We start from the raw sequence: 22,557 nt of genomic DNA on the forward strand, positions 1-22,557 counted from the left end.
CTTTCCAGAAAAGGTAATCTTGCTTTCTGATTTCGGTAGCTTTAACTGCTAATGGATCTTTAGGATCATTGACTATGTAATAGGCTTCCAAAATTATTTCCCCCGAATATTAGAACTGCTGAACTAATCTTCACGGTGTCTATCTTACGCTGTGGGTGCGCCCGCCACAAGAGGGGGCAAAAATATGTTCTAAATGGTGAAATTGCCTACGGTGACAGAAATAGAAGAAAAGAAAATTATCTCAAGTGGTGCGTGTTAAAGATGCTGATAGAGTGAAACCATTGTTAGACTCACGCGCATGACTTCAAAGAAGGCACTCCGAAAGAGTATTACTGCGGTAGTTACCGTGGCTGCACTAGCTATTAGTGGTACCGCTGTTGCCCAGGCGGTGAGCTTTGGCGCCCCTAAGGGCGTGGACGTTGCGGCACACCAGCACCCGGGCGGCACGCCCATCGATTGGTCTAAGGTACGTACTGACGGTCAGTCTTTTGCATTTGTAAAAGCAACTGAGGGTGGGGATTGGGTAAATCCGCACTACGTCGAAGATGTTCAGGCCGCCCACGCTGCCGGCCTTAAGACAGGCGCATATCACTACGCTCGTCCATCGACTGACGCCAAAACGCAAGCGGCGAACTTTGCCGCGCAGATTGCGCTGGCGCCAGATCAGACATTGCCTCCCGCACTCGATATCGAGGTGGATGAAGGTAAATCCGCGGCCCAGTTGGAGCAGTGGATCGAAGAATTTACCAGTGAGCTCAAGCGCCTTACCGGCCGCACTCCCATGATCTACACCTACAAGTACTTCTGGATGGGGCAGATGAATAACTCCCAGAAGTTCTCGGATATGCCGTTGTGGCTTGCGGCCTATCAGGATCAGGCGCCCGAGGCCGTGGGTGGCTGGAAGAAGCTATCCTTCTGGCAGCGTTCTGGCTCCGGCAAAGTGGCAGGAATTCCTACCGACGTTGATATGAACCTTTTTAATGGTTCCAAGCAGCAGCTGCAGTCCTTTAGCGATGGAAATTATGTGGATGTCGGCGGCGCGCTCGAACAGCTCGTGGTGGGCGATGGCGTTGACCTAAGCTCGGACAGCACGCCGCTTATCGGCGCTATCCTAGCCCTCGCAGCAGGACTGATTGCGATACCACAGCTTGTCGACGCCGCCGAAAAGTCCGGCCTTGACCCCCAAGCAGCGCAAGGCCTAGCAGGCTTCGTGAAGACCTTGCAGGACAAGGATGCCCTCCCAGTAGAAGATCTGGGTGATATGGCAAAGGGGAACTTCTCTGTCAGTGACCTAGCAATCCTGTTGGACAATGCCGGTCACGTGAACAACGTTAAGTCTGGCAATGTCTCCGAGTCCGAAGTTTCGGAGGCTAAGAACGCGGCCAAGAAGGCTGGCGCTGATGTTCCCGATTTCGATGCGGGCCAAGTAGCCACGCTACTTAATCGCGTGCTGCAGTAGCACCAGCGAAAAACGCGCGGGTCCACGCCTCGTCCTTGTAGTGGGCAGGCACCGCCCCGCCAAGGAGTGCCTTAGCCAGCTGAGCGGCTTCAATGGAGCCCTCGGCTGGCATTTCTGTATCCGAGGCTATAAGGATGATGTTTCCGTAGCGCCGGCCTTTAAGCATTGGTGGGTCCGCGATGACCGCGAGGTGGTCAAAAACCTTGCTTAGTCCGGCCAGTTCGCTTTTTGCTAGCTGCAGATCAGAATGGTCTCCGCAATTGGCAATATAGAGTCCACCTGGCTCTAGTGCCTGCTTTGCAGCCTGGAAGAACTCCACGGTGGTGAGGCTAGCCGGAGTCTTATCGCCAGCAAATACATCACGGATGATGATGTCACGGCTGGCGGGCAGGAACCCCTCGGTTTCTTTGCGTGCTTCGCCGGCGCGGATCTTCACGGTAGGGGAACGGGGGACGTCGAAAAGCGTACGCACCAATTCCCCCAGTTTGGCGTCGAGTTCGACCACCGTGTGGCGGCTACCCGGGAGCTTGCTGGCAAAATAGCGTGGAAGGGAGCAGCCTGCGCCACCTAGGTGGGTGACACGCAGCTTATTCGCTGGCCGAGTATTGAGGTGTTCGACGGCCGCTGCAATCCAGCGCATGTATTCGAACTCCAATTCTTCTGGCTCGCCCAGCACGATGTGGCTACTCGGCACGCCGTTAACGTTGAGGATATAGGCTCCATCGCGGAACTCATCCGCCACAACCTCGGCTGTTCCGGTCGAGATTTCGTAGGTGCCGGTGATTCCTTGTTCGGTGGAGGCTCGCTTTCTTCCCATGTGACACAAGCTTAGGGAATGGATTCGATTTAAACCGCGTTGGGGCTAGGGAGTAGACTTTCGGGCCTGTAGTCAAGGTGAATTGGGGAGCGAGATGCGAGTATTGGTTGCCATGTCCGGCGGCGTGGACTCATCTGTTGCCGCCGCCCGGGCGGTAGAAGCTGGCCATGAGGTGATTGGCGTTCACCTCGCCCTGCACAAGGACGCGCAGCAAACCAGAGAGAAAGCGCGCGGTTGCTGCTCGCTGGAGGATTCAGCCGATGCTCGCCGCATCTGCGATAAGTTGGGCATCCCCTTCTATGTGTGGGATTTTTCGGAGGAATTTAGAGAAGAAGTCATCACGGACTTCGTGGATTCCTATGCTCGCGGCGAGACACCTAATCCTTGCTTGCGCTGCAACGAGAAGATTAAGTTCCGGGCACTGCTACAAAAGGGCATGGCGCTCGGCTTCGATGCTGTGGCGACGGGTCACTATGCCACCATTGACGAAAACGGCTACATGCGCCGTTCTTTGGATGAGAATAAGGACCAGTCTTATGTCTTGGGCGTCATCTCGGCCGAAGAGCTGGAGCACTGCTTTTTCCCCATTGGCGATACTCCTAAGCCGCAGATCCGTGAAGAGGCCGCGGCGCATGGCTTTTCCACCGCGAAGAAGCCGGATTCCTATGATATTTGCTTCATTCCCGACGGCAACACTCAGGCATTTTTGGGCGCTCGCATCGGGCTTCGCCCTGGCCTGATCGTGGATCAGGAGGGCACGGAGCTTAAAGAGCACGATGGTGCATGGAACTACACCATCGGTCAGCGAAAGGGCCTAGACATCAAGGCGCCGGCTGCCGACGGCCGTCCCCGCTACGTCACCGACATCGATGCTTCTACGGGCACGGTGACCGTCGGTGCCCGCGAGGACTTGGCCGTGACCTCAATTCAAGCTGACCGCCTGAAGTACCTTCACCCAGCCATGGATGGGGACTTCGAGTGCGAGGTTCAGGTGCGTGCGCATGGTTCCGTGGTGCCTTGTGTCGCGCACGTCGACCGCGATGCGGATGAGATGCGCCTTGAGCTTAAGGAACCGCTTTCCGGCGTGGCTCGTGGCCAGGCGGCGGTGCTGTATTTGCCGTCGCCAGACGAGCTTGGCGATATCGTTATCGGGTCCGGCACCATTTGCGGGACGGCCTAGATGGCCGGCTTTGCACTTGGCCCCATGCCCGGCACTTCCGTAGCGGAGGCGGCGGACATCATAATCAGTGAGACTGACCTTCCCGCTATCCCGCAGCTTCCTGATAGGGGACTCGGCTCCGATGCGGTTGGGCGTACGGCCAGCATGCTCGAAGCCATCAATATCGATCGTGGTCCGCGGTCGTGGCGCATGACTGCGCGTCCGCAGCTTTTGACGCGGCGGACCTGGGATCGCTTAGAACGCGACCTCGATGAGGTTCAGGGGGTCTGGGGCGAGACGGTTTCCCACATTAAGGTGCAAGCCTTGGGGCCCTGGTCTTTGGCGGCGAGCATCGAGCTCTCCGATGGCCACCGCGTGTTCACTGACTCTAGCGCTTTCGCAGAGCTTTCCGATGCCCTCTTACACGGCCTCCACACCCATGCCCACGATGTGGCAAGCCGTTTCCACGGCGAGGTGCACGTACAACTCGATGAACCGCTACTGGCAGATATCATTGCTGGCCGGATTCCCGGGACTACTGATTTTGACTCGATACCAGCGGTCCCAGAGGAAGTCGTCCTAGAAAGCCTTTTAGCGTTTGAGGTCGACTATGTGCATGCTGCGCCTATTTGGTCGGTGGCGCGCGCAGCGAAGACTTTTTTGGTTGATTCGCGCTTTCGCCAGCAGCTTTCCACCCCACAGCACTATGACGGATTGGGCGAGCACCTCAGTGCGGGCTACCGCATCGGCTTGGGCATTCTCGGCAAAGATGCGAGGGAGGAAGCAATCGCCCTAGCTTCCCACCTTGATCGCATAGGTATGCCGCGCGAGCTATTGGTCGACCACTTCGATGTTTTTCCCAGTGCGGCTTCGGCTAGTTCGCTTCGTTCTGTCACTGAGACCGCCGACATCCTCGTCCGGGACGCCGGCGATCTTTAATCGACACGCCCGCGGCTATCCGTGGCGGTGAAGTATTCGCCCATATAAGGGATGACGTAGCGCAGTTTGCCGTGTGCGGTGGGTTCGATCAGGTCGGCGTCGATAAGCCGCTGGCGAGTGGCGGACAAGGATCGTACAGTGCGGTCCATGTGTCCTGCTATGTCGGCGATGGTGGCCACGCCGTCTAGCTCCACTGCGGCCATTGCTTCCAAAAACTCCCGCTGTGCCGGTGGCAAGGTCAACGTCGCAGGCTGGTGTACCTGCGCGCCCATAATTGAAATCGCATCTGGAGCTATCGAGGCAATCGTCTCCTGAGAAATGCCACTTTCTTGGTTCTGGCGACTGCGCTCCCATGCCAGCGAGCCAACCAATTGCACGAGGTACGGGTAGCCGCGCGTAAGCGCTGCGGCGTCCCTAGTCGCCTCGGGGCTAAACTCTAACCCCGAGCCAGACGCTGTGTGCTCTAGAGCCTGCTGCGAATTGGCCGGAGACAGCGGTCCTAAGACGAACTTCTGGGCCCGGCGCAGAAACGTCACCCCGGGCAAATCCAATAGGTGGTTGACCCCTTGGGGAAGGCCGGCGGCTACCAAAGCGATATCAATTTCATCGCGCACCAGGTCTTGGTAGGCCACGGCGATGGTGGTGAGTTCATCGACATCGGCGTCTTGCACCTCGTCGATGGTAAGCCGGATTCCGGTGCCTTTTAGCTCTGTGGAAAGCTCACGCAGGCGAGTATTCAGCGTGGGGGTGAAGCGATCTTCCTTTTGATGGTCGAAGCCGATTGATCCCACGCCGCCGATGCGGCTGACCTTCTTCTTGTCGCTCGGCGAGAGTTGTTCAAGCAGCCTGGGGATGGTGGTATTGACCAGTTCCTCGACCATGGTGGAGCGCCCTGAGGCGCGTAGCGTTACCCACCCTCGGGCCTCGGCGATGTCCTCCAACTCGTTGATGAGAACAGTCTTGCCGATGCCCCTTGCACCGCTGAGCACCATGGAGCGGGAAGCATTGCCTGCCGAGCCATCGAGCGCAGTTCGGAAGCTATCGAGCACGATACCGCGCCCGACCCAGAACAGGGGAGGAGCGCCGAATGTAGGGCGGAACGGATTTTCCATAACGCTAGTGTAACCCTTGTTGTCGGAGATTTGGGAGACTTTTAGCCGTACTTGGAGATCTAGGAGATTTGGGAGACTTTATCCGATGAGGGGCCATGCAGTCGAGACATCCGAGGCATCGCGGCCCTTGCCCTCTAGGTATTTCTTAAATGCAGTCCGATCCTCGTACCACTTGACCGCCTGGAATTCCATGAGCTCGTTTTCATCCATCTGCGCCAAGTTGGGGTAGTGCTGGCGTACCTGTTTCCAAGCGACGCGGGCGGCTGCGAGGGCGTCGGCAGTAGCTTCGTGGGCGTTGCCCAACTCGACGCCGTAGTGCTCGCACACTGCGCCAAGGGTGCGCTTGCCCTTGCGCCATTTATCGCTGACGCGGTCGATTACATAGGGGTCATAGACCGGGCCAGTGACCGTGAAATCGCCGGTGAGGCTCCGCAGCACGGTGAGATCAAAAGCAGCGTTGTAGACAATGAGCGTTAGACCATCCTCCCAGGCGGCCTTGATGGCCGCGACCGTATCTTTCAGAACCTCTTCGTGCGGTCGGCCCTCGGCGCGGGCTTTTTCGGTAGTGATGCCATGCACGTTGGTCGCTTCCTCCGGGATCTCGATTCCGGGATCGGCGAGGTGCTCCACCTTTTGTACATCGCGGCCATCAATGCGGACTAAGGCAGAGGTGACGATGCGGGCTTCTTTGGGATTGGCCGAGGTGGTCTCAAGGTCGAAGGCGAGCATGCGGGAGGCGTCGAAAGTCATGATCAATACCTTAGTAGCTAGCCCCGACACGAGGGATAGCTACACTTGAGCAGCGTGACTAATCCAGTTGATCTGCACCGTGAATGGAATGACCTTGCGCAGGAAGTGCGCCGCCACCGCAACCTGTACTACAACGGTGAGCCGGCTATTCCCGACGCCGACTTTGATGCCCTCTTCCAACGCCTTCTTGCACTCGAAGAAGAACATCCTGAGCTTGCCGTGCCTGATTCACCTACCCAGCAGGTGGGTGCTGCACCGAGCGCCGGTGAGGATATTGAACACCTTGAGCGCATGATGAGCTTGGACAATGTCTTTAGCGCTGGCGAGATGCAGGATTGGCTCGATAGAACCCCAGCAAAGACTTATCTGACTGAGCTCAAGATTGATGGCTTGTCTATCGATTTGGTCTATCGCAATGGGCGCCTGACTACCGCCGCGACCCGTGGCGATGGCACAGTGGGCGAAGACATCACTGCTAATGCACGCGTGATTGAAGACATTCCGCATGAGCTCAAGGGGACAGATGAATACCCGGTCCCAGAGCTGATCGAGATTCGCGGCGAAGTCTATATGCGCCCCGAGGATTTTGAAGAGATCAATGAGGAGCGCGCGGCCGATGGCAAGGAAAAGTTTGCTAATCCGCGCAATGCCGCGGCAGGTGGACTGCGCATGAAGGATCGCGCCGAGGTGAAAAAGCGCCGCCTGAAAATGGTGTGTCACGGGCTAGGCGCGCGCGAGGGATTTTCACCCACTTCCCAACATGATGCTTATAAGGCAATTGCGGCTTGGGGGCTGCCCGTTTCCCCATATACCAAGCAGGTTTACTCGGCTGAGCAGGTCCAGGACGAGGTGGCACATTGGGCAGAACACCGCCACGATGCCATCTTTGAGATGGATGGACTCGTCGTCAAGGTAGATGATTTGGGCTCGCAGCGCGCACTGGGTGCGACTTCCCGCGCCCCGCGCTGGGCCATTGCCTATAAGTATCCACCGGAAGAGGTGACTACAAAGCTTAAGGGCATTGAGGTGGGTGTTGGGCGTACCGGGCGAGTGACCCCGTTTGCCATTATGGAGCCGGTCTTTGTCTCCGGTTCCACAGTGTCCATGGCTACCTTGCATAATCAGTCCGAGGTAAAGCGCAAGGGTGTGCTTATCGGGGATACCGTCATCATTCGCAAGGCGGGCGAGATTATCCCGGAGGTGCTCGGACCAGTGCGCGAGCAGCGCGATGGTAGCGAGTATGAGTGGGCATTCCCGGAGAACTGCCCGGCATGCGGCACGAAGTTGGCCCCACAAAAAGACGGCGACGCGGATTGGCGGTGCCCCAATACCCAATCGTGCCCAGCACAGCTTTCCGCGCGCTTGGAGTATTTGGCCTCGCGCAAGGCACTGGACATTGAGGCCCTGGGCGAGAAGGGGGCAATGGACTTAATTGAAAATGGTATTCTCGTCGACGAATCAGAGCTTTTCGAGCTCACCGAGGAAAAGCTCCTGGCCTCGGACGTCTACACGGCGAAGAAGGATACAAAGGACAAGCGCACCAAAAAAGAAGGAAATGTCAAGGTCAATACGGCCGGACAGAACTTGTTAAAGAATCTGGATGAGGTCAAAGGCCGTGACTTCTGGCGCGTCCTGGTCGCGCTGTCTATTCGTCACGTGGGGCCAATTGCCGCTCGGGCGCTGGCCTCCCGCTATGGAGCCATGGAAAAGCTACGCGCAGCCAAAACGGAGGAGCTGGCAGAAGTCGATGGCGTGGGTATGACCATCGCACAATCTTTCCATGATTGGTTCGAAGTGGACTGGCACCGCACTATCGTGGACAAATGGGCTGCCGCAGGGGTGGCTATGGAGGTAGCGGTGGAAGACCACAAGGAGCAGACTCTAGAGGGTCTGACCATCGTGGTGACCGGCAGCTTGGAGAACTTCACCCGTGATTCCGCGAAAGAAGCTATTGTTTCTCGTGGCGGAAAGGCTACCGGTTCGGTCTCGAAGAAGACCTCCTATCTCGTGGCTGGCGAAAACGCCGGTTCGAAGGAGGATAAAGCCCGTGAGCTGGAAATCCCGATTCTCAATGAAGCGGAATTCCAGCAGCTACTAGAAACAGGTGAAGCCTAAATCGGTCCGGCTACTTGAGGAAGCTGCCCAAGATAGTGCCGATGTGACCTAGGTGCTCCACCTCGGAAGCTAGGTAGTCAGGGCCGCCGGTGCGGCCCATGGCTATAACTAGGCCGGTATCGCCGAGCGGGGCGGCGGCTAGGGCGGAATCGAGAAGGGACCAACTTTCCGGGATCCATTCATCACGCTCGGGGCTGAGCACGCGGGCGCTTTCCACCTCGATATCGTGAGGAACGGTGCCGTCATCTTCGGGGGCGGCATTGGAAGAAGCTACGCGGTGGATGGGCTCGTTATTGTCGATGACGATGCACCACGTGGAGGTTAGAGCCCTTGGGATCGCGGCTACTACCTCTTCCATAGCGGCAGTGACATTCGTGGCATGGGCAACTCGTGCAAGGAGCTCGATTTGCCCGCGGCGGTCTACGCGGCCGCTGAATGGGCGGATGGAGTCGACCTCCACGCCCTCGACAGAGGAGGCGGCGGTAATGAGGACATCGGCCATGGTGCCTTGCGGCAACTCAATGACAATGTCATCCATGACTGTTCCATCGGGAAAGTTTTCTACGATATCGACCGATTGGATATTGCCATCGACGAGTCCAAAGGCGTCGGCAAGCTGGCCCAAGCTGCCAGGAGCATCGGGGAGCAGTACGCGGATCAAAAAGGACATGGTCTTGCACGCTTTCGGTAGTTTGTAGTCCCAGACATGATACGTGCGTCACAATGCGGGCTTCAAGCAACGCAAATTTGGGGTGACGCGGCAACCGTCGTGGTCGGTGCAGTACCATGGGTCGTTAGCAATTCACATAGTACATGCTGACGGTGAATATTTTTCACCCGCGTGTCAATTATGCAGAAAAAGGATGGAGTTCGCGTGTCTGAGATTTCGCGTGATGAGGTAGCCCACCTCGCCAAGCTTTCCCGCCTGGCCCTCAGTGAGGAAGAGCTAGCCCAGTTCGCAACGCAGATTGATGAAATTGTTGATTCGGTTTCCGCGGTGGGAAACGTTGATACCGAGGGCGTGGAGCCGATGAGCCACCCGCACTCCGTGGACGCCCCGATGCGCGAGGACGTTATTGTGCGCACCCTTACTGCAGAACAGGCCTTGGACCAAGCACCGGCCGTAGAAGAAGAGCGCTTCGTTGTGCCACAGATCCTGGGAGGAGAATAAATGTCTAACCTGACCGTTCCCGCGGAGGGCCTGACCTCCCTGACTGCTGCCGAGCTGGCGGAGAAGATTCACGCCCGTGAAATTACTTCCCGCGAGGTAACCCAGGCATTCCTAGACCGCATTGCAGAGACCAACGAGGAGCTCAACTCCTTCCTGCATGTGGGTGCGGAAGAAGCCCTCGCGGCTGCCGACGCCGTGGATAAGGCACTCGATGCCGGCGAAGAGCCTGCTTCTGGTCTGGCCGGCGTGCCGCTGGCGCTTAAGGACCTGCTGGTTACCACCGATGCGCCGACAACCGCCGCTTCCAAGATGCTGGAGGGCTACGTTTCTCCCTATGACGCCACCGTGACCAAGCGCCTGCGCGAGGCTGGAATCCCCATCCTGGGCAAGACCAACCTGGATGAGTTTGCTATGGGTTCTTCCAATGAGAACTCTGCTTTTGGCCCAGCGCATAACCCTTATGACACGGAGCGCACCCCAGGCGGCTCCGGCGGTGGTACCGCTGCTGCGCTTGCATCCGGTCAGGCGCCGCTTGGCATCGGTACCGATACCGGTGGTTCCATCCGCCAGCCAGCTGCACTGACCAACACCGTTGGCGTAAAGCCGACCTACGGCACCGTGTCCCGCTACGGTCTTATCGCTGCTGCCTCGTCCCTCGACCAAGCGGGCCCGTGCGGCCGCACTGTCCTCGATACCGCGCTCCTGCACGAGGTCATCGCTGGCCACGATGCTTTCGATGCTACTTCCGTTGATAAGCCGGTAGCGCCGGTTGTCGCCGCTGCACGCGAGGGTGCTACGGGGGACCTCTCTGGAGTCAAGGTCGGCCTGATTAAGCAATTTGAGCGCGATGGCTGGCAGGAAGGCGTGATGGAGAACTACCATGCCGCCGTTGAGCAGTTGCGCGAGCAGGGTGCGGAGATTGTCGAGGTAGATTGCCCGCACTTTGACGACGCCCTGGCAGCGTACTACCTGATCATGCCGTGCGAGGTGTCCTCTAACCTGGCGCGTTTCGATGGCATGCGCTACGGCCTGCGTGCGGGAGATGACGGCTCCCACTCTGCCGAGCAGGTCATGTCCCAGTCTCGTGCAGAAGGCTTTGGCCCAGAGGTCAAGCGCCGCATCATGCTGGGTACTTATGCACTGTCCGTGGGCTACTACGATGCCTACTATCTGCAGGCGCAGCGCGTGCGTACGCTCATTGCCCAGGACTTTGCTCGCGCCTTCGAGCAGGTTGACGTAATTGTTTCCCCGACCACCCCGACTACCGCGTTTAAGCTGGGGGAGAAGGCCGAGGATCCGATGGCAATGTACAACTTTGACCTGTGCACTCTGCCGCTGAACCTGGCTGGCCTGTGCGGCATGTCTGTGCCATCCGGTATGGCAAGCGATACCAATTTGCCCACCGGTCTGCAGATCATGGCGCCAGCCTTCCAAGATGACCGCCTGTACAAGGTCGGCGCTGCCTATGAAGCTGGCCGCAATAAATAAGCGACTTCCTGTGGGGTCCCTGGCAATTCCATAAAGGTTTATCTGCCCCCGTTGAATTTGTATTCGGCGGGGGTAAAATTATCGGGTATGCATTTCAAGAAGACCGCAATTTTTTCGCTGTCCGCCGCTGCACTCATGGGCGTGGGCGTTGCCAATGCCGCGCAGGTGCCCTCCATCGATCCGGGGTTCAGCATGACCGCGCCGACCAACTCTGGGCTTATTGCCCCGCTGCCGAAGGGCGCGGAGAAGCTGGAGCCTCACATCGAGGGGCAGACCATCACTGGAACTCTCCACTCCATTAAGGAAGAAGGAAAGTTTAGCGTCGAATTTGCCAAGGACCACTCCTTGGTGATGAATGATGGCTGCAATACTTACACCACCACCTACAAGGTGGCTGCGGATGGCACCATCAGCGTCGGCGAGTTTAACTCCACCCGCGCGGCGTGCGATGAGCATACGCAGCAGCTTTCCGACGCCCTGCTCGGCCTCCTTGAGTCCAAGCCTTCCTTCTTTAACCTCCCTGGCGGCACCGTCGCCTTGGGCAGCGAGGAAGCTGCGGCCGAGTTTAGTGTTGCCAAGTAAAAACTCGCAGCACACTAAAACTAAAGATGCGCACCATGTCTTCGGGCATGGTGCGCATTTTGTGTGTGTGGGGGGATTACTTGGCGTCGGAAAGCGCATAGGCTGCGCCCGCCGAGGCCGCGGTCACGCTAAGGACGGCTGGCCAGGCGCCAATCTTCTTCGCCAACGGGTGGGAGGCGCCGAATGCGCCCACGTAGAGTGCACACAGGCCAGCAGTGGTAGCCGGAGTGGTTTTCTTTGCCCAAGAGCGGCCTGCCCACACGCCAGCGGCGGCGAGGATAACGCCGCCGAGCGGGCGGATTCCGGTCTCGCGGGCGGTCACCCACCCGCCGATAAGACCGAGGGTGACAGTAGTGGCGGTAGATACGTCTTGGGGCTTTTTGATATCAATCATGGACATGCGGCCAGTCTAGGCCGATACTTCTGGCCCCGCTAGACTTTATGGCTATGACTGTGGAGACGCACTTGCCGCCTGAGCGCCAAGCATGGCGCGCCATGTTTGCACTGTCCCTGGGATTCTTTGTGTCTCTTCTGGACCAATCCATGGTGGCGGTCGCGCTGCCGAACCTGCAACGTGATCTAGACGCGGGTGTAAACCAGGCCATGTGGGTATCCGCGTCCTATTTATTGGCTGCAGTGGTGCCGTTGCTCTTCGCCGGCCGTCTGGGCGACGTTTTGAGCCAACGCCGGATGTTTTGTCTGGGCGTGGCTATCTTCGGGGTCGGTGCGATGGTTTGTGCCATAGCTCCCCAAGTAGAAGTACTCATTGCCGCGCGTGCCGTGCAAGGCGTTGGGGCATCTCTCCAGATGCCGCAAAGTATGTCCGTCATCAACCGAATCTTCGCACGCGAGCGCCGTGGACGTGCGTTGGGCGTGTGGGGTGTAATCGGCTCGATTGCAGCACTTGTCGGTCCACTCGCCGGAGGCTTCTTAGTGGGAAACTTCGGTTGGCAGGCCGCCTTTTGGGTACACATTCCTTTCGTGGTGCTGGCCATCGTGCTGGCGCTGTGGTGGGTGCCCGAGTTGCCTACTACCGCGCAGTCTATCGATGCGCCATCGGCCGTTGTTTCTCTGATCGCGTTGGCGGCGATTGTCTTTGGCATCCAACAGGGACCAGTACTGGGGTGGGGCTGGACCATTTGGCTTATTCTGCTCGCCGGAGCAATCGCTAGCGCAGGTTTTATTCGATTGCAGGCTACCGCCGATGCCCGCGGGGCGAGCCCGCTGGTGCCGCTGACGCTCTTTCGCGACCGCAATTACCTTGCCGGCTCGGTGGGCATTATTGCCATGGGGTTTATGGCGGCTGCAGTGATGCTACCCATCATGTTGTGGCTGCAGACCATGCAGGGCATTCCAGCAGGCGAGGCTGGCATTATCGTGGCGCCAATGGCTCTGGTTTCTCTACTGATATCTCCGCTCGCGGGAATTATGGCGGATTATGTGAATCCTCGAATTCTTGGGGTGGTGGGATTTTCCATCCTTATTCTTTCGCTGCTTGCGGCATGGTGGGTGATGCATGTAGACGCCCTGCCGTGGGTGCTCGGGCTGCCCCTTGCAGGCCTTGGTGTGGGGCAGTCTTTCATCTGGGGGTCCAACGCAGCGACCACCCTGCGCGATGTGCCGCCGGTCCTCATGGGTGCTGCTTCTGGCGTGTATAACACCTCCCGCCAAGTGGGTTCCGTAGTGGGCGTCGCCTTAGTGTCTGCCGTTATGCAAACAGGTGACCCAGCAGTGGCACTTATTAATTCGCTCCTTGTCATCGTGGTTGCGCTGGTGGTGGGCTTGGTTTCTGCTCTCTGCTTTCGGGACACTCTGCAGGGCTAAAAATAGCGCGCTAGATTGGTAGGTATGCGTCTAGGTGTTTTAACGTCCGGTGGCGATTGCCCCGGCCTCAATGCTGTAATTCGTGCGGTTGTGCGTACCGCATCCAATGAATTTGGAGATACCGTCGTAGGTTATGAAGACGGTTGGGTGGGCCTGATGGAGGACCGCCGCCGCGACCTCTATGATGATGCAGAAATCGACCGCATTTTGTTGCGCGGTGGCACCATCCTAGGCACTGGCCGCCTGCATCCGGATAAGTTTAAGGCGGGTCTTGATCAGATTAAATCCAATATGGCCGATGCCGAAGTGGATGCCCTCATTGCCATCGGAGGCGAGGGCACCCTCAAGGGGGCAAAGTGGCTATCCGATAATGGGGTGCCGGTAGTAGGTGTTCCAAAGACCATTGACAACGACGTCAATGCCACCGACTACACCTTTGGTTTTGATACCGCAGTATCTGTAGCTACCGATGCTATTGACCGCTTACATACCACCGCGGAATCTCATAACCGTATTCTGATTGTGGAGGTAATGGGCCGCCATGTGGGGTGGATTGCCTTGCACGCGGGCATGGCTGGTGGCGCGCATTACACGGTGGTGCCCGAGGAGCCCTTCGATATCGCAGAAATCACCAAGGCGATGGAGCGCCGCTTCCAAATGGGTGAAAAATACGGCATTATTTGCGTTGCAGAAGGCGCCCTCCCCAAGGAGGGGACGATGGACTTCGAAGCCGGCGGCGTGGATCAATTCGGACACCAGACTTTCAACGGTATTGGCCAGGTTATTGGCGATGAGATCAAGGCGCGCACTGGATATGACGTGCGAACGACGGTGCTGGGACACATCCAGCGCGGCGGTACACCGACTGCCTATGACCGCGTTCTGGCAACTCGATACGGCGTGCACGCAGCCCGTGCTACCCATGAAGGCAAGTCAGGTATGTGTGTAGCTCTCCATGGCGAGGATATTGATCTAGTTCCGTTGGAGGAGGCCGTGGGAACCCTTAAGACAGTGCCGGAATCGCGTTACCGCAATGCACAAGCGCTCTTTGGGTAGAGACCACGCACATTTCGAATATTAGGATAGCGCTCCCACTGGGTGGGAGCGTACTCTTTTGTCTATGAGTATCGATAGCATGACAGATAATCGGATGGCGGCGGCTACTGTGCCCTCCGCAGCTCAAGACCGCCAAGCATTTATCGCAGCGCTAGGCTTTCCGGTGCTCGTGATTATCGGCGGCGTGATTGGATACTTTGCACCGAATACCGCGGCATCCTTTGCCCCGCAGGTCACCCCGCTGCTGGGCATTGTCATGTTTGGTATGGGCCTTACCCTCAAGCCGGTGGACTTTGCCTTGGTGGCCCGCCGGCCGCTTCCCGTGCTCATCGGAGTAGTTGCGCAGTTTGTCATCATGCCGATGGTGGCATTGGCGGTGGTAGCAATCATGGACCTCCCAGAAGCGGTAGCGGCCGGGGTCATTCTTGTAGGCTGCGCTCCCGGTGGAACGAGCTCTAATGTGGTGTCCTATTTAGCGCGTGGCGATGTAGCCCTGTCGGTGACCATGACCTCGATTTCCACCCTATTGGCACCGGTGTTTACCCCGTTGCTGACCTTGTGGCTGGCAGGGGAGTATATGCCGGTTTCCGCTTCGTCTATGGCATGGTCCATTGTGAAGGTGGTGCTCATTCCTGTCGTCGCCGGCATCCTCATAGGCATGCTGGCGCCGCGGGTGGTGGCAAGGATTAACTCGGCATTGCCTTGGATTTCGGTTGCGGCGATTTCCGCCATCGTGTGCATCGTGGTGGGCGGAGCGCACGACACCATCGCCAGCGCCGGTGCGCTGGTCTTTGCCGCCGTGATTATCCACAACGGGTGTGGCTACGGTCTGGGCTACCTAGCCGGATTGATAACCAAGCAGCCAGTCGCTGCTCGGCGCACGATGGCCGTCGAGGTGGGCATGCAAAACTCCGGCTTGGCCACCTCCTTGGCATCGACGTATATGAACCCATTGGCTGCTCTGCCAGGAGCCGTCTTTTCCGTGTGGCACAACCTTTCCGGTGCGGTGTTGGCTGCCATCTGCCGCTATGTGGATTCCCGTAGGAAGGAGAGAACTAGCTAGAAACCAATCGTGACCGCTGGAAGAGACTCGTCTACAAACCAGGGTTCTTCCTGTGCGGTCAGGGGCGGCTGACCTTCTTCGAAGCTTAAGGTGTCGCCGTCCTTGACGGTGGCGCCTTGGAGAACGTGGTCTGCGATATTAGCCAGCTTGTAATAGAGATCGGTGGGATCCATCGATTCGGTGGCCGCCTGGACTTCGGGGTGACCTGCTTGGACTAGCCCCACGGTATAACCCAGAATCTTGTTTCCCTTTTGGGTGAGCCACACTGGCGCAATGTGCATCGGGGCAAGGTTGTCCCGAACGGCCTCGAGGAACGTATTCGGAGCGATAGATACGTTGCCTCTGGGGTTGTGGACGATGAGGCATTCTGGGTGTTCGGCTACCACAGCGGTGGCTTTAGAGAGCAGCTCTAGGTGCTCGCGGCGAGCCTCACGAAACTGCTTGGCACGGTTGTCTTCTGCATCCCGGGGAAGTACGGAGACGAGGATTTGTGCGGTGGCAGAATCGAGACCGCGTGCGTCCGCGCTCAAAATGGGGTGGAGACCATAACTATCGCGGGTGGGAGGGGTATCGATGGCTTGGTAGTGCAATAAGAATGAATCATCGAGCTCGGCCATGAGGCTACCGGGATTCTTGCCCGGAGTGATGTCTCCCAAGCGATCGGCAAAAGTGGTGGTCAAACGCTCGCTTACCTCCTCGGGCGTGGGGGCAGTGCGAAAGACTGCGATGTTGATCAAAGGGGCATCGATAAGCTGAGCATCAACGCTATGTGGTGTAGTCATAATATTCAGCTTAGGGGCGTGAGCGCGCGGGTGCATGGACGTATTAAGATGGCACGCATGACTGCTGCGATGTATGACCTGATGGACTTTGATGAGGTCCTAGAAAAGTTCGAGCCGGTAATGGGCATGGAAGTCCACGTAGAGCTGGATACGGAAACCAAGATGTTTTCTACCTCTCCTACGAACTTCAACGCAGCGCCTAACTCCAACGTTGACCCGGTCTCACTGGGTCTGCCCGGTGCGCTGCCGGTAGTAAATTCCAAGGGCGTGGAGGGCGCCATCAAGATTGGCTTGGCGCTTAATTGCTCCATTGCCGAGTCCTCTCGCTTTGCCCGCAAGAATTATTTTTACCCGGACCAGCCAAAGAACTACCAGATTTCCCAGTATGACGAGCCGATTGCCTACGACGGCTACTTGGACGTAGTTCTGGAGGACGGCACCGAGTGGCGGGTGGAAATTGAGCGCGCGCACATGGAGGAAGACACCGGCAAGCTGACCCACTTGGGCGGCGTGGACGGCCGTATTCACGGTGCTACGGCTTCCTTGGTGGATTGCAACCGTGCGGGCATTCCTCTCATTGAAATTGTCACCAAGCCGATCGTCGGCGCCGGCGAGCGTGCACCGGAGGTGGCTAAGGCCTATGTTTCCGCTCTGCGTGAGCTTGTGGCAGCCCTAGGCGTTTCCGATGCCCGTATGGATCAGGGCTCGATGCGTGTGGACTCCAACCTGTCTCTGCGCCCAGTGGGGCAGGAAGAATTCGGCACCCGTACCGAGACCAAGAACATCAACTCCCTGCGTTCTGTGGAACAGGCGGTTCGCTTCGAGATGCAGCGCCAGGCACAGGTACTTGAAGATGGCGGCACCATCGATCAGGAAACCCGCCACTACCAAGAGACCGACGGCACTACCTCCAAGGGGCGTCCGAAGGAGACCGCGGAGGATTACCGTTACTTCAATGACCCGGATCTTCCACCGGTCATCGCCCCACGCGAGTGGGTAGAAGAACTGCGCCAGACCCTTCCGGAGCTGCCATGGGTTCGCCGTGCGCGCATTCAGGAAGAGTGGGGCATCAAGGATGAAGAGATGCGCGACTTGGTCAACGCCGGCGCACTCGACCTCATCGTGGATACCGTTGAGGCCGGCGCGAAGCCGGACGAGGCGCGCTCTTGGTGGGTTTCCTATCTAGCAGGCAAGGCCAACGAGAAGGAAACCGACCTTGCAGGTTTGTCCATTACCCCGCAGCAGGTGGCGCGCGTTATCGCGCTCGTCAATGAAGGGAAGCTGACTACCAAGCTGGCGCGTAAGGCGGTAGATGGCGTGTTGGCGGGCGAAGGCGACGTCGATGAGGTCGTCGAAAAGCGCGGCTTGGAGGTCGTGCGCGACGATGGAGCCATTGAAAAGGCCGTGGATGATGCGCTGGCAGCTAACCCGGACATCGTGGAGAAGTACCGTGCCGGCAATAAGAAGGTAACCGGTGCCATTGTGGGTGCGGTCATGAAGGCCACCCAGGGTAAGGCCGATCCTGGTCAGGTCAATAAGCTCATCGCAGAAAAGCTTAACTAAGCACCACGTTAAGCCAGCCGCGCTCGCACTTCCTCGAACAGGACGCGTGGCTGGCTTTTGTGCCCTCATTTCCTGTCAAAATTGGTGATTATTTTCGTTAGGCGAGGTCAGTAGGGGTGGGCGTAGGGTTGTGGGCATGTCAATTAAGAGCAAAGTATTGCAAAAGGAAAGTCCTGAAGCTCCCTTTAAGGTCGTAGAAATCGAGCGCCGCGATCCGCGCGAGGATGACGTGGTCATTGATATCAAAGCTGCGGGCATTTGCCACTCCGATATCCACACCATTCAAAACGAGTGGGGCGAAGCCCACTTCCCACTGACGGTGGGCCATGAGATCGCCGGTGTTGTAGAAGCCGTGGGCGATAAGGTCACTAAATTCAAGGTCGGCGACCGCGTTGGCGTGGGATGCTTAGTAAATTCCTGTGGCGAGTGCGAGCAATGCCGCAATGGACAGGAGCAGAACTGCCTTAACGGCAATGTAGGAACCTATAACTCCGAGGACGTGGACGGCACCATTACCCAAGGTGGCTACGCTCAGAAGGTAGTCGTCAACGAAGGATTTGTATGCACCATCCCAGAGGGCATCGATTTTGACGAAGCGGCCCCGCTGCTGTGCGCGGGAATTACCACCTATTCGCCGCTGGCACGCTGGCAGGTCAAGGAAGGTGACAAGGTCGCTGTAGTGGGCTTAGGCGGATTGGGCCACATGGGTGTCCAAATCGCGGCGGCAAAGGGTGCGGAAGTGACCGTGATTTCCCGCTCCTTGCGCAAGGAGAAGGAGGCCTACGAGCTTGGTGCGAAGCACATTTTGGCCACCGGTGAAGACGAGGACTTCTTTGCCAACCACCGCGGCGAATTCGATGTCATCCTGTCCACCATTTCTGCCCAGTACTCTCTCGATGATTACCTGCAGCTGCTCAAGCCGCGCGGCATCATGTCCGTGGTAGGGCTGCCACCAGAGGAGCTGGGAATCCATATGGGCAGCCTCGTCGGCGGCGGTAAGGTGCTGACGGGCAATAATATCGGCGGTATCGCTGAGACCCAGGAGATGCTGGACTTTTGTGCCGAGTACGGCATTGGTGCCGTCATTGAGAAGATCGGCGTCAACGATGTCGATGCTGCCTATGAGCGCGTGGTAGCCGGGGACGTGAAATTCCGCTTTGTGATTGATACCGCGACCTTCGAAGACTAAGGCGTTTGGTTGATTTCGCTGAATCCCCATATGTGATTTAGCACAACATCGGTATGCATCAGTAGGTGTTTGGCGGGTCACTTACGTACCATTCCTTAAGGAACGCATATCGGTGTTGCGTAGCCCACGTGCTGGGGAGCGGGGGACAAAGGGGCCGCGCGCACCAGTATGCGAGAGATATTCGCTACAAAAGTTAGGCAACTGTGTCTTCTAAAAACATTATCGCCATTGCAATGTCCTTCGTGGGCTTGTTGGTCGGCGCAGGCTTTGCCACGGGACAAGAGGTGGTGCAGTACTTCACTGCCTTTGGCACCTGGGGCATTCCTGGCATCATTATCGCCGCACTCGTCATGACCCTCGCGGGTACAGTGTTCTTGCAGCTGGGAAGCTATTTCCACGCCTCGGAACACAATACTGTTTTCCGCAATGTCACCCACCCGATCGTCTCCAAATTGCTGGATGTGGCGGTCATCATCACCCTCTTTGCCATTGGTTTTGTGATGCTGGCCGGTGCCGGCTCCAACATGGAACAGCAATTTGGCTGGAAGACGTGGATTGGTTCCACGCTCATGCTGGTCTTGGTCTTGCTCGTCGGCATGCTCGACGTGGATAAGGTTTCCAAGGTTATCGGTACGGTCACACCGTCCATCATCATTGCGGTCATTGGCGTAGCCATCTACACCGGACTCAATATGCCGGATGACATTGGGGCGGCCCTAGACGCTTCGAGTCAGATCGATACTCCGATTGGCAACTGGCTGATTTCCGCACTGAACTACAACGGCCTTGCTCTGATGCTAGCCGTATCTATGTCCCTGGTTATCGGCGGCGATAATATTAGCCCGCGCGAGGCCGGCTGGGGCGGCGTCGTGGGCGGCATTATCTACTCCGTCATGATGGGTCTTGCCGGTTTCTCTTTGCTGATGAACTCGGATAAGGCACAAGGCTCCGATATTCCGATGTTGTCTCTGGTCGATGACGTCAATCCCACATTGGGCGCTGTCATGGCGGTCATCATTTACTTGATGATCTTCAATACCGCCATCGGCATGTTCTACGCGCTGGGTAAGCGCCTGTCTGCCGGCCATGAGAAGCGCTACCCGGTCATCTTCGTCATCGGCTGCTTGGCTGGTTTCGCTGTTTCCTTTGCCGGCTTTAAGACCTTGATGAACTACATCTATCCAATCATTGGCTACATGGGAATCCTCATGGTCGCCATCTTGGTTTTTGCGTGGTTCCGTAGCCAGTCCCAGATCCAGGACGAGGCAGTGCGTCGCGAGCGCGTACGAGCCCTCATGCACCTGAAGCTGCACCCAGACAAGGATTACGACGCCGAGCGTTACGACGATGAAATTGGCCAGCACATCGAGGACTCCAATATGGACAACGAGGCCCTCTACGATGAGCTGGTGGAGGAAGTCACCGAAGAGCTCGACGGCGACGATGACGTGGACTTTGACAAGGAAAAGTACGAAGAAAAGCGCCACGATTACTCCTACTACACCGAGCGCGATGCGGTAGAAACCGACCGCACCCCGGAGGAAATTGAAAAGTGGGTCGAAGAAACCGGGGCATCCGGCGACCCCGAGGAAGATGAGGAGCTTCCGCAGACTGACAAACCGAAGAATTAAGCGGACAATGGGTGCCATGAGTATCTATGCACCCGCATCTGACCGTTATGATTCGATGGAGTACCGCCGAGTAGGCAACTCTGGGCTGAAGCTGCCGGCCATTTCCCTTGGCCTATGGCAGAACTTCGGTGACGATCGTCCCCTGGCCACGCAGCGCGAGATTCTACGTGCAGCGTATGACCGGGGGATTACTCATTTCGATTTGGCCAATAACTATGGCCCAGAACCTGGCGCCGCCGAAGACAACTTCGGCCGCATCTTCGCCCGCGATTTCCGTCCCTTCCGTGATGAAATGATCATCTCTTCCAAGGCCGGCTGGGTGATGAATGATTCCCCCTACGGCTTTGGTGGCTCCCGCAAGTACCTGGTGAGCTCCTTGGACGCGTCCCTCAAGCGAATGGGCTTGGACTACGTGGACATTTTTTATCACCACCGCCCGGATCCAGATACCCCGCTGGAAGAAACCCTTTATGCACTGCGCGATATCGTAGCTTCCGGCAAGGCCCTCTACGTGGGCATTTCTTCCTACGGTCCGGAGCTTACCGCGGAGGCCGTGGAATTCATGGAAGACGAAGGCTGCCCATTGCTGATTCATCAGCCAAGCTATTCCATTCTCAACCGCTGGATTGAGCGTCCGGGCGAAGATGGCGAGTCGTTGCTTGACGTCACCGGGCGTAGCGGATTGGGAGTCATCGGCTTCGGGCCGCTGGCACAGGGCATGCTGACCGATCGCTATATCGATGGCATTCCCGCAGACTCTCGCGCGGCACAAGATAAGACCTTGGAAAAGGGCTGGCTCAACGAGGAGAACCTGTCCATGATTCGCGACCTCAACGATATTGCGCGTAAGCGTGGACAGTCTCTAGCTCAGATGGCTATTTCGTGGGTACTGCGCGACCAAGGCGATCGCACGCTAACCTCGGCGCTGTTGGGCGCTTCTTCGGTGGAGCAGCTCGAGCATAACCTAGGGGCACTGGACAACCTCGACTTCAGTGCAGAGGAGCTGGGCGCGATTGACGACGTCGCCCACGACGCCGGAATCAACCGGTGGGCCGGTGCGACCGCGTCGCGCGTTCGCGGCAATTAGGCGGCCCTTTGAACCCGGCCCCTAGAGCAGGAGCAACTTGAGCGTTAGGCCAATCATGATGACGCCGATACCGAAGTTGATCCAACGCCATACCGTGGGTCGGGACAACACATGGGAAAAACGTGCAGCGCCAAAGCCGATGAAGGGGAACCAAGTGAAGCTGGCGCAGATAGCACCCACGGCGAAAAGCCAGCGCCCTGATTCGCCGTATTGGTTGGCGATGCTGCCGAGCATGACCACCACGTCTACGTAGGCGCCTGGGTTCAGCCACGTTAAGGCCAGGGCGGTCAATAGTGGCTTAACCCAGGAGGGGGAGCGCTTTATCTCCACCCGAGTTTTAGTCTTCGTCGTGCTGCGTGACGTGGAACCATCGAAGGTGGCTACTTCCTGCGGGACCTTAGGCTGTGTGGATTCGACCTCAATGGCCTCGCCCTTCGTCTTTAACGCATCGCGGAAGCAGGTAAAAGTAAAATAGGCCAGGTAAGCCGCGCCAACGTATTTCAGGACTTGCAGGGCGTTGGGAAACTTTTCGACCAGGTAGCCCACGCCGGCTGTGCCGGAGGTAATCAGGATGACGTCGGAAAGCGCGCAGACGGCAATGATTAAACCGATGTGATCACGGCGGATGCCGAATTTAAGCAGCATGGCATTTTGCGGGCCGACGGCCACGATGAGCGATAATCCCAGAAAGAAACCAGCAAGCACGATGGACATGCCTTCTAGTGTGATTTCTTAGGCTGGATTAGTCCAGTTAATGCTTCTTCAGTTGG

General features: G+C 57.6%; 21 protein-coding genes. 14 read left to right on the forward strand and 7 right to left on the reverse strand.

What is annotated here, in order from left to right:
• Window positions 1-298 precede the first annotated feature (298 nt).
• Complete coding sequence (locus QP990_RS05485) at window positions 299-1,459, forward strand: glycoside hydrolase family 25 protein (RefSeq protein ID WP_023021732.1); 1,161 nt, start codon at window positions 299-301, stop codon at window positions 1,457-1,459.
• Here QP990_RS05485 and QP990_RS05490 read toward each other — a convergent pair.
• Window positions 1,440-2,276, reverse strand: coding sequence for a spermidine synthase (locus QP990_RS05490; RefSeq protein ID WP_239205686.1), 837 nt, complete (start codon window positions 2,274-2,276; stop codon window positions 1,440-1,442). The two genes, QP990_RS05485 and QP990_RS05490, sit on opposite strands and share 20 nt — an antisense overlap.
• Before the next feature lie 94 nt (window positions 2,277-2,370).
• Between QP990_RS05490 and mnmA the strand changes: the two genes are divergently transcribed.
• Together mnmA and QP990_RS05500 are read left to right on the forward strand one after the other, a co-directional pair.
• Entirely contained in the window at window positions 2,371-3,456 is a 1,086-nt protein-coding gene (gene mnmA, locus QP990_RS05495; RefSeq protein ID WP_023021730.1) for a tRNA 2-thiouridine(34) synthase MnmA, read from the forward strand.
• Window positions 3,457-3,480: 24 nt separating this feature from the next.
• The gene (locus tag QP990_RS05500; RefSeq protein ID WP_396127274.1) at window positions 3,481-4,374 is read left to right on the forward strand and encodes a methionine synthase; all 894 of its coding nucleotides are present in this window, start codon (window positions 3,481-3,483) and stop codon (window positions 4,372-4,374) included.
• On the opposite strand, the gene QP990_RS05505 is transcribed toward QP990_RS05500, so the two are convergent.
• Window positions 4,371-5,486 (reverse strand): ATP-binding protein, encoded by a 1,116-nt coding sequence (locus QP990_RS05505; RefSeq protein WP_284798667.1) that lies wholly within the window; start codon window positions 5,484-5,486, stop codon window positions 4,371-4,373. The two genes, QP990_RS05500 and QP990_RS05505, sit on opposite strands and share 4 nt — an antisense overlap.
• A 78-nt stretch (window positions 5,487-5,564) precedes the next feature.
• The gene (locus QP990_RS05510; RefSeq protein ID WP_200287671.1) at window positions 5,565-6,236 is read right to left on the reverse strand and encodes a 3'-5' exonuclease; all 672 of its coding nucleotides are present in this window, start codon (window positions 6,234-6,236) and stop codon (window positions 5,565-5,567) included.
• Between the two features lie 45 nt (window positions 6,237-6,281).
• Here QP990_RS05510 and ligA point away from each other — a divergent pair, with 45 nt between their 5' ends.
• Window positions 6,282-8,351 (forward strand): NAD-dependent DNA ligase LigA, encoded by a 2,070-nt coding sequence (gene ligA, locus QP990_RS05515; protein WP_275434463.1) that lies wholly within the window; start codon window positions 6,282-6,284, stop codon window positions 8,349-8,351.
• Between the two features lie 10 nt (window positions 8,352-8,361).
• On the opposite strand, the gene QP990_RS05520 is transcribed toward ligA, so the two are convergent.
• On the reverse strand, window positions 8,362-9,021 hold the full coding sequence (locus QP990_RS05520) for an amino acid-binding ACT domain protein (protein ID WP_239208877.1): 660 nt from the start codon (window positions 9,019-9,021) through the stop codon (window positions 8,362-8,364).
• A 204-nt stretch (window positions 9,022-9,225) separates the two neighbouring features.
• Between QP990_RS05520 and gatC the strand changes: the two genes are divergently transcribed.
• The 3 genes from gatC to QP990_RS05535 all read left to right on the forward strand — a co-directional run bounded on the left by gatC (window position 9,226) and on the right by QP990_RS05535 (window position 11,592).
• Window positions 9,226-9,522: an Asp-tRNA(Asn)/Glu-tRNA(Gln) amidotransferase subunit GatC gene (gene gatC, locus QP990_RS05525; protein ID WP_034656449.1), complete on the forward strand. Its 297-nt coding sequence runs from the start codon at window positions 9,226-9,228 to the stop codon at window positions 9,520-9,522.
• Entirely contained in the window at window positions 9,523-11,010 is a 1,488-nt protein-coding gene (gatA, locus tag QP990_RS05530; RefSeq protein ID WP_239208879.1) for an Asp-tRNA(Asn)/Glu-tRNA(Gln) amidotransferase subunit GatA, read from the forward strand. It begins immediately after the preceding gene.
• Window positions 11,011-11,097: 87 nt separating this feature from the next.
• A complete protein-coding gene (locus QP990_RS05535) occupies window positions 11,098-11,592 on the forward strand; it encodes an META domain-containing protein (protein WP_239208881.1) in 495 nt (164 codons plus the stop codon).
• Between the two features lie 76 nt (window positions 11,593-11,668).
• Here QP990_RS05535 and QP990_RS05540 read toward each other — a convergent pair whose 3' ends face one another.
• A complete protein-coding gene (locus QP990_RS05540) occupies window positions 11,669-11,992 on the reverse strand; it encodes a hypothetical protein (RefSeq protein WP_005323344.1) in 324 nt (107 codons plus the stop codon).
• A gap of 47 nt (window positions 11,993-12,039) precedes the next feature.
• Between QP990_RS05540 and QP990_RS05545 the strand changes: the two genes are divergently transcribed.
• The 3 genes from QP990_RS05545 to QP990_RS05555 all read left to right on the forward strand — a co-directional run bounded on the left by QP990_RS05545 (window position 12,040) and on the right by QP990_RS05555 (window position 15,535).
• Window positions 12,040-13,416: an MFS transporter gene (locus tag QP990_RS05545; protein ID WP_239208883.1), complete on the forward strand. Its 1,377-nt coding sequence runs from the start codon at window positions 12,040-12,042 to the stop codon at window positions 13,414-13,416.
• Between the two features lie 24 nt (window positions 13,417-13,440).
• Window positions 13,441-14,472 (forward strand): ATP-dependent 6-phosphofructokinase, encoded by a 1,032-nt coding sequence (locus QP990_RS05550; RefSeq protein ID WP_023021719.1) that lies wholly within the window; start codon window positions 13,441-13,443, stop codon window positions 14,470-14,472.
• A gap of 79 nt (window positions 14,473-14,551) precedes the next feature.
• A complete protein-coding gene (locus QP990_RS05555) occupies window positions 14,552-15,535 on the forward strand; it encodes a bile acid:sodium symporter family protein (protein WP_396127277.1) in 984 nt (327 codons plus the stop codon).
• Here the strand turns inward: QP990_RS05555 and QP990_RS05560 are convergent.
• Entirely contained in the window at window positions 15,532-16,317 is a 786-nt protein-coding gene (locus QP990_RS05560; RefSeq protein ID WP_239208887.1) for a DUF4261 domain-containing protein, read from the reverse strand. The two genes, QP990_RS05555 and QP990_RS05560, sit on opposite strands and share 4 nt — an antisense overlap.
• Window positions 16,318-16,374: 57 nt before the next feature.
• Here QP990_RS05560 and gatB point away from each other — a divergent pair, with 57 nt between their 5' ends.
• The 4 genes from gatB to QP990_RS05580 all read left to right on the forward strand — a co-directional run bounded on the left by gatB (window position 16,375) and on the right by QP990_RS05580 (window position 21,787).
• On the forward strand, window positions 16,375-17,880 hold the full coding sequence (gene gatB, locus QP990_RS05565) for an Asp-tRNA(Asn)/Glu-tRNA(Gln) amidotransferase subunit GatB (protein ID WP_234288100.1): 1,506 nt from the start codon (window positions 16,375-16,377) through the stop codon (window positions 17,878-17,880).
• Between the two features lie 136 nt (window positions 17,881-18,016).
• Complete coding sequence (locus QP990_RS05570; protein WP_284798674.1) at window positions 18,017-19,069, forward strand: NAD(P)-dependent alcohol dehydrogenase; 1,053 nt, start codon at window positions 18,017-18,019, stop codon at window positions 19,067-19,069.
• Between the two features lie 203 nt (window positions 19,070-19,272).
• On the forward strand, window positions 19,273-20,700 hold the full coding sequence (locus QP990_RS05575) for a hypothetical protein (protein WP_239208417.1): 1,428 nt from the start codon (window positions 19,273-19,275) through the stop codon (window positions 20,698-20,700).
• Between the two features lie 16 nt (window positions 20,701-20,716).
• The gene (locus tag QP990_RS05580) at window positions 20,717-21,787 is read left to right on the forward strand and encodes an aldo/keto reductase (protein WP_239208418.1); all 1,071 of its coding nucleotides are present in this window, start codon (window positions 20,717-20,719) and stop codon (window positions 21,785-21,787) included.
• 21 nt (window positions 21,788-21,808) lie between these two features.
• Here QP990_RS05580 and QP990_RS05585 read toward each other — a convergent pair whose 3' ends face one another.
• Complete coding sequence (locus QP990_RS05585) at window positions 21,809-22,501, reverse strand: LysE/ArgO family amino acid transporter (protein WP_239208419.1); 693 nt, start codon at window positions 22,499-22,501, stop codon at window positions 21,809-21,811.
• Window positions 22,502-22,557 lie beyond the last annotated feature (56 nt).

The sequence above is a fragment of the Corynebacterium sp. MSK071 genome, from assembly GCF_030232125.1.
Taxonomy (GTDB): domain Bacteria; phylum Actinomycetota; class Actinomycetes; order Mycobacteriales; family Mycobacteriaceae; genus Corynebacterium; species Corynebacterium kefirresidentii.